Raw genomic sequence first — 15,978 nt, forward strand, 5'->3', positions numbered from 1 at the left:
AGAGTACCACATGTGGTACTCTTTTTGTGTATAGAAATATTTGTAAATGATTAAAGAATGGAATCAAACTAAGACTACAATTTCCAGGTTGGCTAGGAACAGGGAGGTCAAGTAGGCACGGTCGAATAAGCTTCTCGAGAAACGTCAGCCTACCGATTGAGCCACATCTTGAATATGCTTTCTGAAATCGGGACGAGGGACTAAACCAAACAAACTTTAAGGTTTAATAACTTAATACACTCAGTCGCTTATTATGACGTTCCTCATGTGCAGAGCATATGGACGGAACGAGTGCAGCTGACGCATAGATCCGCCGTTCATAGCCAACCTGGTAGCGCGGGTGGTAGTTGGGGTTTCCCCCTGTGAGAGTAGGACTAGAACACCTGAAATGGTGTTCTTTTTTTGTGTGGATAATTAATTTCGATGGGTAAAATGTTGCCAGAATCGCCCTTTTTGTTTCCAAATTTAAGATTCTGAAAATATTGGTACGCAAACAGGCATTTCTTTTGTACAATAAGGACTTAATAGGCTTTAAAAAAACGTAATTTGTTTTAAAAAGGCTTCTGTGATGAGTTGCATCTATTTCGAATACTGAATTATACAAAGCTTTTATGATCCCATCATTTTAAAGGAGGAATTATTATGCTAGACAACGGCTTTATAATGGTTGCCATCATACTTTTAATTAATATTGTGTATGTATCGTTTTTTACAATTCGGATGATTTTAACACTAAAGGGTCAAAGATATCTGGCTGCCTTTATTAGTATTATTGAAGTGATTATTTATGTGATCGGGCTAAGATTAGTTCTCGATAATCTTAATGAAATTCAGAATTTAATTGCTTATGCGGTTGGGTATGGTATTGGTGTACTCGCAGGAATGAAAATTGAGGAAAAGCTTGCTCTCGGCTATATTACGGTAAATGTGATTACGAAGGAATATGATAAGGACTTGCCGAAAACGCTAAGGGAGAAAGGATATGGAGTAACAAACTGGGCCGCGAATGGTCTTGAAGGCGACCGAATGGCCTTACAAATACTGACACCGAGAAAATACGAGCTTAAGCTTTATCAAACGATAAAAGAGTTAGATCCGAAGGCATTTATTATTGCTTATGAGCCAAAAACGATTCATGGCGGGTTCTGGGTAAAATCGGTTAAGAAAGGGAAGTTGTTTTCATGAGTAAGGGAAAGAAGAAAATGGTATTTGAAGTGCAGGAAAATGAAACGATCGATCAGTGTCTCGAACGGATTCAAAAAACAGGCTATATTCCTGTAAGAAGAACAGAAAAGCCTATTTTTCAAGAAGTAAAAAATAGCGGTGAAGTCACTTATAAACCTGTTGGACGCCAAATTCTTTTTGAGGCAATGGCGATTGATTAAGTAAAACACGAACATTAAATATCGAACTTCTATTATTGTTCGATTATTTATTGACTAGCTCTCAGTAAGTTGTTAATATAAAGAAGTGGAAAATAATTAAATGTGTATTAACCCTCGTATAATAATGGGAATATGGCCCATGAGTCTCTACCCGATAACCATAAAATATCGGACTATGAGGGAAAGTTGATATGCCCGGCATGACTTAGGAATAAACCGCTCACAACCCGAGGTATTCCTTTTACTATGCTTATTTCTGCCCGGACAGATAACTTTCTCTCGTTGAGGAAGGCATCTGTGCGGGTTTTTTATATAAAAATGATAAGAAATGGCGAAAAGAGCAGGACGGTGCATAAATAGCGATTCCATCAGATGGGCGTTTCTAGCCTATTAGTGTAAACAATTATGAATTCTTATGGACAAGCTATCTTGGTGAGTGTCTGCACTTTAATAAAAAAATCTGGAGGATACAGATGAAAGCACAAGTAGCGGTAATAATGGGAAGCAAGTCAGATTGGGAAACAATGAAGTATGCTTGCAATATCCTTGAAGAACTTGAAATAGGATATGAAAAAAAGGTCGTTTCCGCTCATCGCACTCCGGACCTTATGTTTGAATTTGCTGAACAAGCAAAAGATAAAGGGATTAAAGTAATTATTGCCGGTGCAGGGGGAGCTGCACACTTGCCAGGAATGGTTGCAGCGAAGACAATACTCCCGGTCATTGGTGTTCCTGTCCAATCGAAAGCTTTGAATGGGCTAGATTCGTTATTGTCCATCGTCCAAATGCCTGGAGGAGTTCCGGTTGCCACGGTTGCAATCGGTAAAGCTGGTGCAACAAATGCAGGACTATTAGCAGCACAAATATTAGGAGCATTTGATTCCAGCATTGCAGACCTTCTTGAACAGAGAAGAGAAAAAACAAAACAAGAAGTTTTAGAAAGTAGTGATGAACTTGTCTAATAAAGTCATCTTACCTGGACAAACTATTGGAATTATTGGCGGAGGACAGCTGGGAAGAATGATGGCGATTGCGGCAAGAGCTCAGGGCTTTAGAATTGCCGTACTAGATCCGACAGAGGACTCTCCATGTGGTCAAATTGCTGATTATAAAATTATTGGTGAGTATCATAGTATAAGCTCAATCAAAGAGCTTTCCGAAGTGAGCGATGTAATCACTTATGAATTTGAAAATATAAATGCCGAAGCATTGGACTGGCTTTGTAAGAATGCCTATGTGCCACAAGGAACTTCTTTACTTGAAATTACCCAAGATCGCATAACTGAGAAAGCAGCGATTCAAAAGGCAGGGGCTGAGGTAGCTCCATATGCAGTGATCGAAACATTGCAAGACGTTCATGATCATATCCAACAACTTGGCTATCCAGCCGTATTAAAGACTTCTAGAGGCGGCTACGATGGAAAAGGGCAGTTAGTTCTAAAAAGTGAACAGGATATCGATCAGGCAGAGTTACTCATAAAAGATAACATCTGTGTCCTTGAAAAATGGATTCCATTTGAGAAGGAAATTTCAGTCATAATTTGTCGAAATCCTTCCGGTGATACAGCAGTATTTCCAGTAGGAGAGAATATCCATAAAGAGAACATTCTTCATCAGACAATCGTACCAGCAAGAATAACGAAGAATGCAGAGGAAAAAGCCATTGTGGCAGCAAAGCAGCTTGCTGAAGCTTTAGATCTTGTTGGAACACTGGCAGTTGAGATGTTCTTGACTTTGGATGAACATATTTATATCAATGAACTTGCACCGCGCCCGCATAATTCAGGGCACTACTCAATTGAAGCGTGTCAAACCTCTCAATTTGAGCAGCATATTCGTGCCGTTTGTAATTGGCCGCTAGGAAATACGAAGTTATTAACTCCGGCAGTCATGGTCAATATTTTAGGTGAACATCAGGAAGGTTTATTACAAGAAATACCAGCATTATCCGACTGGAAAGTTCATTTATATGGAAAAAAGGAAGCTAAATATAAACGAAAAATGGGTCATGTTACCCTTTTGCGTGATTCAGTGGAAGAAGCTCTTTCTGAAGTAGAGGAAAGCAAAATATGGAACGTATAATCATAGCGTTTTAAGTCGACTGTTAATAAAAGATTCCTAATCTTTAAAATAAGCAGGTAATCCATTAGGGAAAAACAATGTTATATGAACTTTATACAATTTTTCAAAAAAACTTAGCCAAACTAGGAGGCCAATAAAAATGTACAAAGTAAAAGTATTCATTACATTAAGAGAAAGTGTTATCGATCCTCAAGGAGCCGTTGCGAAAAATTCAATTCATGCGTTAAATTATTCCGAAGTATTAGATGTCCGTATCGGTAAATACGCAGAGCTAACGATCGAAAAATCTGACCGCAATCTAGAAGAAACGATAAAAGAAATTTGCGAAAACTTATTGGTCAATTTAAACGTTGAAAATTACCGTTATGAAATCGAGGAGGTAGTTGCTCAGTGAAGCTAGCAGTTATTTCATTTCCAGGTTCGAATGACGTTGATATGATTAATGCTGTGAGGGACATCCTTGGTGAAGAAGTAGAAAAAGTTAATCACGATGCAGAAAGCTTAGAGGGCTTTGATGGAATTATTCTTCCAGGGGGCGCTTCATACGGAGACTACCTTCGTCCAGGTGCAATTGCCCGCCATAATAAAGTAATGAAAGAAGTCATTAAAGCAGCAGAAGCAGGAAAACCAGTACTTGGCGTAAGTAACGGATTTCAAATTTTATTAGAAGCAGGGCTTCTTCCAGGAGCAATGAAACGGAATAAAGACTTGAAATTCATCTGCCGTCAAGTTGAATTAAAAGTTGAAAACAATGAGACGATGTTCTCTTCAGAATATGAAAAAAATGAAACAATTATGATTCCAGTTGCTCATGCCGATGGAAATTATGATTGCGATGAAGAAACACTGGAAAAATTGAAAGAAAATAACCAAATTGTTTTTACTTACAGCGGTTCCAATCCGAATGGCAGCCTAGAAAATATCGCAGGAATCATCAATGAAAAAGGAAATGTTCTTGGCCTGATGCCTCATCCAGAAAGAGCGGTAGAGGAGATAATCGGAGGAACAGATGGTCTGAAACTTTTTCAATCAATTGTGAAACAATGGAGGGAAACACATGTCGCAAATGCATGAGATAAGTCCAGAAGAAATAAAGGCGCAGAAAGTATATAAGGAAATGGGTTTGTCAGATGAAGAATTTGCGATGGTTGAAAAGCAGCTCGGACGCCTTCCAAATTATACAGAAACCGGACTCTTTTCAGTTATGTGGTCCGAGCATTGCAGCTACAAAAATTCGAAGCCTATTTTAAGAAAGTTCCCTACATCAGGTGAAAAGGTCCTCCAAGGGCCTGGAGAAGGAGCAGGGATTGTTGATATCGGAGATCAACAAGCAGTCGTTTTTAAAATAGAAAGCCATAATTCTCCATCTGCAATTGAGCCTTATGAAGGTGCAGCAACAGGTGTCGGCGGGATTTTGCGGGATGTTTTTTCAATGGGTGCAAGACCGATTGCAGCACTTAATTCATTGCGCTTTGGCGATTTAGAGTCTCCGCGTGTGAAGCATCTTTTCAAAGAAGTAGCAGCAGGTATTGCTGGTTATGGCAATCGAATTGGTGTTCCAACTGTTGGGGGAGAAGTTCAATTTGACCCATCATACGAAAGAAATCCATTAGTTAATGCGATGGTTGTTGGTTTACTTGACCATAAAGATATCCAAAAAGGCCAGGCACGTGGCGTTGGCAACACGGTAATGTATGTAGGCGCACCGACAGGCCGGGATGGAATCCATGGAGCAACCTTCTCTTCCGTAGAATTAAAGGAAGAACCAGTTGAGGAACGCTCAGCCGTTCAAGCGGGCGACCCATTTCTTGAGAAGCTTTTGATGGAAGCCTGCCTTGAGCTAGTTAAATCGGATGCCCTTATCGGCATTCAAGATATGGGAGCAGCTGGTTTGACAAGTTCTTCAGCAGAGATGGCTAGTAAAGCTGGCTTTGGAGTAGAAATGGACCTTGATCTTGTTCCGCAAAGGGAAGAAGGAATGACTGCATATGAAATGATGCTTTCCGAATCCCAAGAGAGAATGTTGATCGTTGTAAAAGTGGGAAGAGAACAAGAAATCATTGATCTATTCTCCAAATATAATCTTGAAGCTGTATCAGTTGGAAAAGTAACAGACGATAAAATGCTTCGTCTTATTCATAATGGAGAGATTGTGGCCGAAGTTCCTGCAGATGCTTTAGCAGAAGATGCACCGGTTTACAATAAACCATCAAAGGAACCAGCATACTTCCGTGAATTCCAAACGATGGAAAATGATATTCCTGCAATTGATGACTATAAAGAAACGCTTGTAAAACTACTGCAACGTCCGACAATTGCTAGTAAAGAATGGGTTTATGATCAATATGACTACATGGCTGGCAGGAATACAGTTGTTGCCCCTGGCTCAGATGCTGCGGTTGTTCGTATTGAAGGTACACGTAAAGGACTTGCGATGACTACTGACTGTAACTCTGGCTATGTATACCTTGATCCGGAAACCGGCGGTAAAATTGCTGTTGCTGAAGCTGCAAGAAATATTGTTTGTTCCGGTGGTGAGCCGTTAGCTGTTACGGATAATTTAAACTTTGGCAGCCCAGATAATCCTGAAATCTTCTGGCAAATTGATAAATCTGCTGATGGAATAAGTGAAGCTTGCCGGAAATTGAACACGCCAGTTATTGGAGGGAACGTCTCATTATCTAATCAATCACAAGGAATGGCTATCTACCCTACACCAACAATTGGCATGGTTGGCCTTGTTGAAGATATTGATCATGCGACAACACAGTATTTTAAAGAAGCTGGGGACCTTATTTATCTATTAGGAGAAACAAAAGATGAATTTGGCGGTAGTGAACTGCAAAAGCTAACATACGGAAAGATTTTCGGAAAAGCGCCTGAGCTTCATCTGGAAGTTGAGGAGAAGCATCAGAAGCAAGTCTTAAAGGCAATTCGCTCTGGACTAATCGCCTCTGCGCACGATTTATCTGAAGGTGGTTTAGCAGTTGCTGTATCAGAGAGCTTATTTGGATCAAAAGGTCTTGGTGCAGATATAAAGATTTCAGGAAATACAGTTTCAGCTTTATTCAGTGAATCACAATCACGTTTCTTATTATCTGTGAAAAAAGAAAACCAAAAAGAATTTGAAGGCTTAGTTGATGCAAGACTTCTTGGAGAAGTCACGGATTCGGGAGTTCTTCAAATTTCCGCCGATGATGGATCCGTTGTTCTTACCGAGCAAGTTGAAGTTCTTAAAGAAGCCTGGAAAGGGGCTATTCCATGCCTGCTGAAATAGAAGGCTTAGTCGAAGAATGCGGTGTTTTCGGTGTTTGGGGACATTCAGATGCGTCACAAATTACGTATTACGGGCTCCATAGTCTACAGCATCGCGGTCAAGAAGGAACTGGGATAGTTGTGACAGATGGATCAAAGCTAAAGGGTGCAAAACGCGAAGGGCTCGTTACAGAGGTATTTACGGCCGATTCGATGAAGGATTTGACAGGTAATGCTGCTATTGGCCATGTGACAACAGCTGCAGGATATGAAAACATCCAGCCCCTTCTCTTCCATTCCCAAAGCGGCAGCATGGCCCTTTGCCACAATGGAAGCCTAATCAACGGAAGAGCACTTAGGCATCAACTTGAAGGTCAGGGAAGCATCTTCCAAACGAGTTCAGATACTGAGATTTTGGCTCATTTAATTAGGCGCGGCGGTTTTTCCTCATTAAAAGATCGGGTAAAATACGCTTTGTCGATGTTAAAAGGTGCGTATGCCTTCCTAATTATGACTGAAACAGAATTAATCGTTGCATTGGATCCAAATGGGATGAAGCCTCTTTCACTTGGGAAAATCGGGGACGCATATGTTGTTGCATCAGAAACATGTGCTTTCGATATTATTGGTGCTAAATTTGTCCGTGATATATTGCCAGGTGAATTGCTTGTAATTGATAATAATGGTCTTCAATCGGAAATGTTTTCGGTGGCATCAAATAAAGCGATGTGTACGATGGAATATATCTATTTTTCCCGTCCAGACAGCAATATTAACGGTGTTAACGTTCATTCAGCCCGCAAAAGACTTGGAAAACAATTAGCTCTTGAGGTACCGATTGAAGCGGATGTTGTGACAGGTGTACCTGATTCGAGTATTTCAGTAGCAATCGGATATGCGGAAGCAACTGGCATTCCGTATGAAATGGGACTGATCAAAAATCGCTATGTTGGCCGTACATTTATTAAGCCTTCTCAAGCCTTAAGGGATCAAGGCGTGAAAATGAAGCTGTCCCCAGTAAGAGGAGTCGTGGAGGGCAAAAGAGTCATTATGGTAGATGACTCCATTGTTCGAGGAACAACGAGCAAAAGGATTGTTAACTTGCTCAAAGAAGCCGGGGCAACCGAAGTTCATGTGGTTATTAGTTCACCTCCCATTAAAAATCCGTGCTTCTATGGAATTGACATGTCAACAACCGAAGAGTTAATTGGCGCAAATTACTCTGTAGAAGAAATTAGAGAGATGATTGGTGCGGATTCATTAACCTTTTTAAGTGTGGAGGGTATGGTCGAAGCGATTGGTAGAAAAGAAGACGATGAATCACGTGGACAATGTCTCGCTTGCTTTACAGGGAAATATCCGACAGAAATCAATCCTATTTTAACAGGGGAAAAGATTCCTACGGTTTAAAACGGACGAATTCTTTATTGGCAATATAGTGAATTTTACAATAAGGCTCTTTTCTAAAAAATTGTTGCTTTTATCAACATTGAAAACGGTGAGTGGATTGGAGCGGAAGGTACTTGACTCCTGCGGGAGATAGAGGAAAAGTCGAGACCCCGCAGACGGAACGTCGAGGAGGCTCGACTTCCTCTCCGCGGAAAGCAAGTGCCTGTAGCGGCAAGGAACGGTCATTGGTTATTCTCGATAACAACAAACTTTACGAAAACAGCCTACAATAAACATCGAAAGCGGCATTGAAGGATGTCGCTTTTGTTTTCAAAATGGACATATACTCTCACTTGGATTTGAAAAAGTATGAAGAAAAAATGGGGGATTTATGATGGCTAATGCTTATAAACAGGCCGGCGTCAATATTGAGGCAGGCTATGAAGCGGTATCACGCATGAAGAAACATGTTGAAAAAACAGTTCGCCCAGGTGTACTTGGCGGATTGGGCGGATTCGGCGGCATGTTCGATTTATCGGTTCTGAATTTAAAAGAACCTGTGTTAGTTTCTGGCACTGATGGCGTGGGAACAAAATTAATGCTCGCTTTCATGATGGATAAACACGATACAATTGGAATTGACGCTGTGGCAATGTGCGTCAATGACATTGTTGTGCAAGGAGCAGAGCCGATCTATTTCTTGGACTACATTGGTTGCGGGAAGGCAGAGCCCTCGAAGATTGAGGCAATTGTCAAAGGAATTGCAGAAGGCTGTGAACAAGCAGGATGTGCGCTTGTTGGCGGAGAAACGGCTGAAATGCCAGGAATGTATACAGAAGAAGAATATGATATCGCTGGATTTTCTGTAGGTGCATGTGAAAAATCAAATCTAATCACTGGTGCTGATATTCAATCTGGAGACGTCCTAATTGGACTTGCTTCAAGCGGAATCCATAGCAACGGCTATTCATTAGTTAGAAAGCTGTTTTTTGAACAAGCAAACATGTCTTTAACTGATCATGTGGATGAATTAGGCTGTACGTTAGGAGAAGAACTGCTTCGCCCGACGAAAATCTATGTGAAATCCATTCTTTCTGCGTTAGAGAAATTCAAACTTAAAGGACTCGCTCATATTACAGGCGGCGGATTTATCGAAAACATTCCCCGTATGCTACCTCAAGGATTAGGTGCAGAGTTAACGGAAAGCAACTGGGAAGTACCTGGTGTATTTTCATTGATGGAAACAATCGGCAAACTGGACCGAAAAGAAATGTACAATATCTTTAATATGGGTACGGGCATGGTCATAGCAGTTGACAAAGAAATTGCAGAAGAAGTGATGAACCACTTTAATACGCTTGGTGAAAAGGCGTATATCATTGGGACGGTAACAGATAAAGAAGGAATTGAGATATTGTAATTCTATCGGAGGATAACGATGAAAAAGATCGCAGTATTTGCTTCTGGCGGGGGTACAAACTTTCAGGCTCTTATTGATGCAGCAAAAAATGGCGAGTTAAACGCTGATATTAAACTGTTAGTTTGTGACAAACCTGAAGCATACAGCATTGAGCGAGCCAAAAAAGCAAATATTCCTTATTTTGCTTTTAAGGCAAGGGATTTTGCGAGTAAAGATGAATACGAAAATGAAATTATCCATTTATTAAATAAACTCGATATTGAATTTATCGTTTTAGCTGGTTATATGAGGTTAATTGGACCAATACTTCTAAGCGCTTTTGATGGGAAAATTGTCAATATCCACCCTTCCTTGCTGCCTGCCTTTCCAGGAAAAGATGCTATCGGACAGGCGTTCGAAGCGAACGTAAGTGTGAGTGGTGTGACAGTCCATTTTGTAGATGCAGGTATGGATACGGGCCCAATCATTGCCCAGCAGTCATTTGAAATTAGTAAAACAGAAACGAAAGAGAGCTTTGAGGCAAAAATTCATGAAATCGAGCACAAATTATATCCATCTGTTCTGCAGAAGTTATTTTCCGGGGCACATGAATAAAGGATTTTGTGATTTTTTTAGCCGAAGTTATTTGAAGTAAATTTTATAAAAAAGGCAGGGGGGATAGCCGATGAAGAAACGTGCATTAATCAGTGTTTCTGATAAAAAGGGTGTAACTGAGTTTGCAAAAGCATTAAGTGAGCTGGGCTTTGAGATTCTCTCAACCGGCGGGACAAAAAAGGCTTTGGAAGAGAGCGGTATTCCAGTTGTCGGAGTTAGTGATGTTACAGGATTTCCAGAAATTTTAGAAGGGCGGGTTAAGACATTAAACCCGATGATACACGGTGGATTACTTGCTAAATTTGATGAGCCAAGCCATAAAGAACAAATGGAAGAGCATCAAATTCAGCCAATTCAGGTAGTGTGTGTCAACCTTTATCCATTCCAGCAAACGATTGCCAAACTAGATGTATCCGTCGAAGATGCAATTGAAAATATCGATATTGGCGGCCCTGCCATGCTACGGGCTTCAGCTAAAAACCATGAATACGTAACAGTAGTTGTGGATCCAACTGACTATGAAACTGTATTAACGCAACTGAAGGATAACGGGGAAGTGCAAAAAGAAACCCGCCGCAAGCTGGCAGCTAAAGTGTTTCGTCATACAGCCGCTTACGATGCGATGATTGCAGAATATATGACTGATCTTGCGAAAGAAGGAACACCAGAAAAATTAACAGTCACGTATGAATTAAAACAATCATTAAGATATGGTGAAAATCCGCATCAAAAAGCAGCCTTCTATCGCAAGCCTTTAGGTTCAGCATTTTCTATTGCTAATGCTGAACAATTGCACGGGAAGGAGCTTTCATATAATAACATTAATGATGCTGATGCCGCTCTTCAGATTGTTAAAGAATTCTCCGAGCCTGCAGCCGTTGCTGTCAAGCATATGAATCCGTGTGGAGTTGGAACAGGTGAAACAGTTTTTGATGCTTTTTCAAAAGCATTTGCGGCTGATCCAGTTTCAATTTTCGGTGGAATTATTGCCTTAAACCGTGAAGTGGATGAAGAAACAGCGAAAAAACTTTATGAGATCTTCCTTGAAATAATCATTGCTCCATCATTTTCAGAGGAAGCACTAAATATTTTATCAGCGAAAAAGAATCTTCGCTTACTAACCATTCCTTTCGATGTGAAAGAAAAAGCGGAAATGAGATTAACATCGATTGAAGGCGGATTGCTTGTTCAAGGGTATGATCAGTACACATTTGAAGATGCAAATATCTCCGTTCCTACAAAAAGAGAGCCTTCAGAAGAAGAGTGGAAAGCTCTTAAACTTGGCTGGAAAGTCGTTAAACATGTAAAATCGAACGCGATTGTTGTTAACAATTCTGATATGACACTTGGAATTGGAGCAGGACAGATGAACCGGGTCGGTGCAGCAAAAATCGCACTTGAACAGGCGAGAGACCAAGCAGTCGGATCCGTTTTAGCATCGGATGCCTTTTTCCCGATGGACGATACCGTTGAAGCCGCAGCAAAAGCAGGCATTACCGCAATTATTCAGCCTGGCGGATCTGTTCGCGATGAGGATTCCATAAAAAAAGCAGATGAGTACGGAATTGCCATGGTATTTACAGGGGTAAGACATTTTAAACACTAAAAGGAAGAAATCCTTTCGGAGGTGGAGTAAATGAAGGTATTGGTTATTGGAAGAGGCGGACGGGAGCATGCGATTTGCAGGAAGATTAGTGAGAGTCCGAAAGTAGCTCAGGTTTTTGCGGCTCCAGGCAATCCGGGCATGGAAGATGTGGCAACCCTTGTTGCGATTCAGGAAAATGATCAGGACAAGCTCGTTCAATTTGCCCGTGCAAATGAAGTAGACTTAACGGTTATCGGACCGGAAGTGCCGCTTCTTGAAGGTTTAGCTGACCGTTTTGAGGAAGAAGGTTTAGTGGTATTTGGACCGAGGAAAGCGGCAGCAGAAATTGAAGGAAGCAAATCTTTTGCGAAGGATTTAATGGATAAATACAACATCCCAACTGCAGAATTCGCTGTTTTTTCTAAATATGAAGAGGCAAAAGCCTACATAGAAGAAAAGGGAGCGCCAATTGTCATTAAAGCGGATGGTTTGGCTGCCGGAAAAGGTGTTATCGTCGCAATGACGATGGAAGAAGCACTTTCAAGCATTGAGGAAATGCTCTTGAACGAAAAGTTTGGCCATGCTTCATCAACGGTAGTTATTGAGGAATTCCTCGCTGGTGAGGAGTTTTCTCTTATGGGCTTAGTAAATGGAGAAGTTGTGATCCCTCTTGAAATTGCTCAAGATCATAAACGTGCGTATGACGGGGACAAAGGACCGAATACGGGCGGTATGGGAGCCTATTCACCAGTCCCGCATATTGGTGAAGAAACAGTACAAAAGGCGATTGTGGATATATTAGAGCCCGCAGCAAAAGCACTTGTGCAAGAAGGAAGAAGTTTTTGCGGAATTCTTTATGCTGGGGTCATTAAAACGGAAGCTGGCCCTAAAGTTATTGAGTTTAATGCCCGTTTTGGCGATCCGGAAACTCAAGTGATTTTACCAAGAATGAAATCGGATTTGGCAGAGGTTATGCTTGCAGTAATAAAGGGTGAAAAACCCGAAATTCATTGGGATGATCAAGCCATGCTAGGTGTGGTCGTTGCATCCAAAGGATACCCTGAAGCTTATGAAAAAGGGGCCATATTAAACGGCTTAGCAGAAATTAGCAAGGATGTTCCTGTTTTCCATGCCGGAACAGACAAAAACAGCGCTGGGGAGTTTACGACAAATGGCGGACGTGTTGTTCTTGCCGCTGCAAAGGCAGCCACATTAAAAGAAGCACAGGAAAAAGTGTACACCGAACTAGAAAAATTACAATGTGACGGAGTATTTTATCGGAAAGATATCGGGTATAAAGCTATCGAGCACGTTTCTTATTAGATCTGCGAATATAAACGTAAAGCAAAGCTACGATCCCACCAATTAATGCAATTAAGACAAAAGACATATCTGTCAGATATTCTAAAAACATGAAATCAGCTCCTTTGAATTTGAAGCCCCCATTTTCGGGGGCTTTATTTGAGAAATTAGGTGAATCATCTTGAATTTTGCAGCTCCGTTTAAACACAGAATTTCACCAGAGGTTGTCTAATAGAACAGCTCTATAAGCCCTTAAGCATTGTTTTTCGTTAGTGTTTGTCCGATAGAACGGCTCTATAAGTCCTTAAGCATTGTTTTTCGTTAGTGTTTTGTCCAATAGAACAGCTCAATAAGCCCTAAAGCATTGTTTTTCGTTAGTGTTTGTCCAATAGAACGGCTCAATAAGCCCTTAAGTATTGTTTTTCGTCAGTAGAGGTCCAATAGAACTGATACTACATATTTTTTTCAGAAAGGTCCTATAAAACCACTTAAGGAGCTCTGGAATAGGAAGAACTGTCATCAAAATTTGTTCAATATTGAAACCTTTAGAAAAGCGCCTCTATCTATATTCAGAAATCCTTAATCGCAGCTAGATTAAGATGGATTGTAAGGGTGAATCCCGTTGTTCGCCTCTTCAGAATCATTGTGTAGTCCTTGCTGTCTTTCCTGCATCATATCCTGCCCTCTTTCAAAAAGAGCTTTACATGGACAGAACCGGACAATTCCTTCCGCTATTTTCATCCCGCCCAGCATTGCCATTATTAGATAGGAATCGCGCCATGGCTTTTTTACGAGCTTCGATGTACTCCATGCTAATACGGTAAATCCAATTGTAATTCGCACTAATGCGTCCACAATCCCGACATTTGGTTTTAACTTCATGCGACACTTCTCCTTTTACAAATCGTTTACAAACTTTTAGTCCTTCTTTAATGCGTTAAATAACGAAATATGTTAGTATAAAAACAAACATTGAAAGGGCTTTCTTTTGTGTTGTAAAGCCATTTGGTGCTAAAAACAATTTTAAAATCCATCCAAAGGGTTTTATTAATTCTTAGTGTTGATAATCAAATACTAGCGGGCGATTTTGCCTGGAGAAAACCTTTTTTGGGTTAGCAAAAATCGCTTTTCGGAAGGTAATCGAACCCGCGGATCTAGCAACAATATTGTAAAACATAGCCCAAAAAAGATAATTAAAACAGGGGGAGGGATTCTAATGCTGGAACAGCGTTATCGATGGAAAAACAAGCATTTGCGTAAGCATGTTTCCGTTTTGGACGGGAAATTGTCACCGACATTGCTGTTGAAAAACGCCCGTTATCTAAATCATGCATTTCGCAAATGGATGACAGCAAATATTTGGATATATGACGACCGCATCGTCTATGTAGGCGAGAGGCTGCCTGAAAACATCGGACAATGCGAAGTCATGGATTGTGAAGGCTTATGGCTAGTTCCAGGCTACATAGAGCCTCATGCCCATCCATTTCTATTATATAATCCCCATTCGTTTGCCAGCTATGCATCCCAATTTGGCACGACAACATTAATCAATGACAACATGGTCCTTGCTTTGCAACTGGAGAAAGAGAAAGCGTTTTCTTTTTTAGAAAAAGCGAAAAATATTCCATCCACGATGTACTGGTGGTGCCGTTTTGATCCACAAACGGAAATGCAAAATGAAGAAATAACCTTCTCGCATAGTCATATTAAATCATGGCTTGAACATGATGCTGTTCTACAAGGTGGGGAGTTATCTGCCTGGCCTAAATTATTAGATGGCGATGACTTGATGCTTCATTGGATCCAAGAAACGAAGCGGATGAGGAAAAAAATTGAAGGGCATTTCCCTGGTGCATCTGAAAAGACATTGGCTAAACTGATGCTGCTTGGTGCGGATTGTGATCATGAATCCATGTCAGGGAAAGACGTGTATAATCGGTTAATGCAAGGGTATACCGTATCTTTACGATATTCTTCGATTCGTCCTGATCTGCCTAAATTATTGGATGAAATGCATGAACTTGGGATTGATCATTACGATTCGTTTATTTTCACAACAGACGGTGCTTCCCCGGCTTTTTATGAACAGGGGATAATTGATGAAATGATTCGGATTGCGATAGAAAAGGGTGTTCCAGTCATTGACGCCTACAATATGGGGACAATTAATGCGGCACGCTATTATCATATTGAGCATTTGCATGGTAATATTGCCACTGGCAGAGTTGCGAATATCAATTTTCTATCAAGCGAGATAAACCCTACACCGCTTTCTGTTCTTGCTAAAGGTAAGTGGGTAAAAAGGGACGGAGAAAGACTGGATGCCTATGAACCGATTTCTTGGAAAAATCAAGGATTCGAATCTTTACAATTAGACTGGGATCTTACACCGGATGATATGCAATTTTCAATGCCTTTCGGGATTAAAATGGAAAATGCTGTGATTACAAAGCCATATACGATCGCTATTGATGTTTCAGGTGATCGGTTGTCTTCTTCGCATGATGAGTGCTACTTCATGCTGATTGATAAAAATGGAAAATGGCGGATGAATACGATGATAAAAGGCTTCGCGAGCCGTTTGGATGGTTTAGCAAGCTCTTTTTCCAATACAGGTGATATTATTCTTATTGGAAAAAGTAAGATGGATATGATGATTGCTTTTAACCGGATGAAGGAATTAGGTGGCGGCATCACTGTTTCTGAACAGGGTCAGATTGTTCAGGAGATTCCTTTAAAGCTAAAAGGAGTCATGTCCGATCAAAGAGTGGAAAACTTAATTACGGAAGAAAAGCAGCTTCACCGTTATTTGAGAGAAAAAGGGTACCAATTCTCGGATCCAATCTATTCGCTCTTATTTTTTTCTTCAACCCATTTGCCCTATATTCGGATCACACAGCAAGGAATATATGATGTTATGAACAAAACGGTACTCTTTCCAACGATAATGCGTTAAAATGTAA

At 40.7% G+C, this 15,978-nt stretch carries 15 protein-coding genes and 1 riboswitch; of the genes, 13 read left to right on the forward strand and 2 right to left on the reverse strand.

The window, feature by feature from the left end; all coding sequences use genetic code 11:
• Nucleotides 1–642 precede the first annotated feature (642 nt).
• From BGM26_RS15095 to purD, 12 genes are all read left to right on the forward strand, one after another.
• Entirely contained in the window at nucleotides 643–1,185 is a 543-nt protein-coding gene (locus tag BGM26_RS15095) for a DUF2179 domain-containing protein (RefSeq protein WP_217040803.1), read from the forward strand.
• Complete coding sequence (locus tag BGM26_RS15100) at nucleotides 1,182–1,385, forward strand: NETI motif-containing protein (RefSeq protein ID WP_217040804.1); 204 nt, start codon at nucleotides 1,182–1,184, stop codon at nucleotides 1,383–1,385. The genes BGM26_RS15095 and BGM26_RS15100 overlap by 4 nt, the downstream gene beginning before the upstream one ends.
• A 94-nt stretch (nucleotides 1,386–1,479) precedes the next feature.
• A riboswitch (purine riboswitch) is annotated at nucleotides 1,480–1,581 on the forward strand.
• 277 nt (nucleotides 1,582–1,858) lie between these two features.
• Nucleotides 1,859–2,347, forward strand: a complete 489-nt coding sequence (gene purE / locus BGM26_RS15105) for a 5-(carboxyamino)imidazole ribonucleotide mutase (protein WP_217040805.1) — start codon at nucleotides 1,859–1,861, stop codon at nucleotides 2,345–2,347.
• A complete protein-coding gene (gene purK, locus BGM26_RS15110) occupies nucleotides 2,334–3,467 on the forward strand; it encodes a 5-(carboxyamino)imidazole ribonucleotide synthase (protein WP_217040806.1) in 1,134 nt (377 codons plus the stop codon). The genes purE and purK overlap by 14 nt, the downstream gene beginning before the upstream one ends.
• Nucleotides 3,468–3,606: 139 nt before the next feature.
• Nucleotides 3,607–3,861 carry a phosphoribosylformylglycinamidine synthase subunit PurS gene (gene purS, locus BGM26_RS15115; protein WP_217040807.1) on the forward strand — a complete coding sequence of 85 codons (255 nt, stop codon included), beginning with the start codon at nucleotides 3,607–3,609 and terminating at the stop codon, nucleotides 3,859–3,861.
• Nucleotides 3,858–4,541, forward strand: a complete 684-nt coding sequence (purQ, locus tag BGM26_RS15120) for a phosphoribosylformylglycinamidine synthase subunit PurQ (protein ID WP_217040808.1) — start codon at nucleotides 3,858–3,860, stop codon at nucleotides 4,539–4,541. The genes purS and purQ overlap by 4 nt, the downstream gene beginning before the upstream one ends.
• On the forward strand, nucleotides 4,525–6,744 hold the full coding sequence (purL, locus tag BGM26_RS15125; protein ID WP_217040809.1) for a phosphoribosylformylglycinamidine synthase subunit PurL: 2,220 nt from the start codon (nucleotides 4,525–4,527) through the stop codon (nucleotides 6,742–6,744). Before purQ ends, purL begins: the two co-directional genes overlap by 17 nt.
• The gene (gene purF, locus BGM26_RS15130) at nucleotides 6,729–8,132 is read left to right on the forward strand and encodes an amidophosphoribosyltransferase (protein ID WP_217040810.1); all 1,404 of its coding nucleotides are present in this window, start codon (nucleotides 6,729–6,731) and stop codon (nucleotides 8,130–8,132) included. Before purL ends, purF begins: the two co-directional genes overlap by 16 nt.
• 373 nt (nucleotides 8,133–8,505) lie before the next feature.
• On the forward strand, nucleotides 8,506–9,531 hold the full coding sequence (gene purM / locus BGM26_RS15135) for a phosphoribosylformylglycinamidine cyclo-ligase (protein WP_217040811.1): 1,026 nt from the start codon (nucleotides 8,506–8,508) through the stop codon (nucleotides 9,529–9,531).
• 18 nt (nucleotides 9,532–9,549) lie between these two features.
• Nucleotides 9,550–10,125 (forward strand): phosphoribosylglycinamide formyltransferase, encoded by a 576-nt coding sequence (gene purN / locus BGM26_RS15140; protein WP_217040812.1) that lies wholly within the window; start codon nucleotides 9,550–9,552, stop codon nucleotides 10,123–10,125.
• A 70-nt stretch (nucleotides 10,126–10,195) separates the two neighbouring features.
• On the forward strand, nucleotides 10,196–11,731 hold the full coding sequence (gene purH, locus BGM26_RS15145) for a bifunctional phosphoribosylaminoimidazolecarboxamide formyltransferase/IMP cyclohydrolase (RefSeq protein WP_217040813.1): 1,536 nt from the start codon (nucleotides 10,196–10,198) through the stop codon (nucleotides 11,729–11,731).
• Between the two features lie 30 nt (nucleotides 11,732–11,761).
• Nucleotides 11,762–13,033: a phosphoribosylamine--glycine ligase gene (gene purD / locus BGM26_RS15150; RefSeq protein WP_217040814.1), complete on the forward strand. Its 1,272-nt coding sequence runs from the start codon at nucleotides 11,762–11,764 to the stop codon at nucleotides 13,031–13,033.
• Here purD and BGM26_RS21830 read toward each other — a convergent pair.
• Together BGM26_RS21830 and BGM26_RS15155 are read right to left on the reverse strand one after the other, a co-directional pair.
• Nucleotides 13,011–13,124 (reverse strand): EYxxD motif small membrane protein, encoded by a 114-nt coding sequence (locus BGM26_RS21830; RefSeq protein WP_367949350.1) that lies wholly within the window; start codon nucleotides 13,122–13,124, stop codon nucleotides 13,011–13,013. The genes purD and BGM26_RS21830 overlap by 23 nt on opposite strands.
• Nucleotides 13,125–13,606: 482 nt before the next feature.
• Nucleotides 13,607–13,894, reverse strand: coding sequence for a YgaP family membrane protein (locus BGM26_RS15155; protein WP_217040815.1), 288 nt, complete (start codon nucleotides 13,892–13,894; stop codon nucleotides 13,607–13,609).
• Nucleotides 13,895–14,228: 334 nt separating this feature from the next.
• On the opposite strand from BGM26_RS15155, the gene BGM26_RS15160 reads away from it, so the two are divergent.
• The gene (locus tag BGM26_RS15160; protein ID WP_217040816.1) at nucleotides 14,229–15,971 is read left to right on the forward strand and encodes an adenine deaminase C-terminal domain-containing protein; all 1,743 of its coding nucleotides are present in this window, start codon (nucleotides 14,229–14,231) and stop codon (nucleotides 15,969–15,971) included.
• Nucleotides 15,972–15,978: the final 7 nt, after the last annotated feature.

Origin of the sequence: Bacillus sp. FJAT-29790, assembly GCF_019039215.1 — a bacterium.
In the GTDB taxonomy this organism is placed as follows: domain Bacteria; phylum Bacillota; class Bacilli; order Bacillales; family Cytobacillaceae; genus Cytobacillus.

What these genes read in the sequence shown, in the direction of transcription:
- BGM26_RS15095 (WP_217040803.1), top strand. Translation starts at nt 643, where the DNA reads ATGCTAGACAACGGCTTTATAATGGTTGCCATCATACTTTTAATTAAT.
- BGM26_RS15100 (WP_217040804.1), top strand. Translation starts at nt 1,182, where the DNA reads ATGAGTAAGGGAAAGAAGAAAATGGTATTTGAAGTGCAGGAAAATGAA.
- purE (WP_217040805.1), top strand. Translation starts at nt 1,859, where the DNA reads ATGAAAGCACAAGTAGCGGTAATAATGGGAAGCAAGTCAGATTGGGAA.
- purK (WP_217040806.1), top strand. Translation starts at nt 2,334, where the DNA reads ATGAACTTGTCTAATAAAGTCATCTTACCTGGACAAACTATTGGAATT.
- purS (WP_217040807.1), top strand. Translation starts at nt 3,607, where the DNA reads ATGTACAAAGTAAAAGTATTCATTACATTAAGAGAAAGTGTTATCGAT.
- purL (WP_217040809.1), top strand. Translation starts at nt 4,525, where the DNA reads ATGTCGCAAATGCATGAGATAAGTCCAGAAGAAATAAAGGCGCAGAAA.
- purF (WP_217040810.1), top strand. Translation starts at nt 6,729, where the DNA reads ATGCCTGCTGAAATAGAAGGCTTAGTCGAAGAATGCGGTGTTTTCGGT.
- purM (WP_217040811.1), top strand. Translation starts at nt 8,506, where the DNA reads ATGGCTAATGCTTATAAACAGGCCGGCGTCAATATTGAGGCAGGCTAT.
- purN (WP_217040812.1), top strand. Translation starts at nt 9,550, where the DNA reads ATGAAAAAGATCGCAGTATTTGCTTCTGGCGGGGGTACAAACTTTCAG.
- purH (WP_217040813.1), top strand. Translation starts at nt 10,196, where the DNA reads ATGAAGAAACGTGCATTAATCAGTGTTTCTGATAAAAAGGGTGTAACT.
- purD (WP_217040814.1), top strand. Translation starts at nt 11,762, where the DNA reads ATGAAGGTATTGGTTATTGGAAGAGGCGGACGGGAGCATGCGATTTGC.
- BGM26_RS21830 (WP_367949350.1), bottom strand. Translation starts at nt 13,124, where the DNA reads ATGTTTTTAGAATATCTGACAGATATGTCTTTTGTCTTAATTGCATTA.
- BGM26_RS15155 (WP_217040815.1), bottom strand. Translation starts at nt 13,894, where the DNA reads ATGAAGTTAAAACCAAATGTCGGGATTGTGGACGCATTAGTGCGAATT.
- BGM26_RS15160 (WP_217040816.1), top strand. Translation starts at nt 14,229, where the DNA reads ATGCTGGAACAGCGTTATCGATGGAAAAACAAGCATTTGCGTAAGCAT.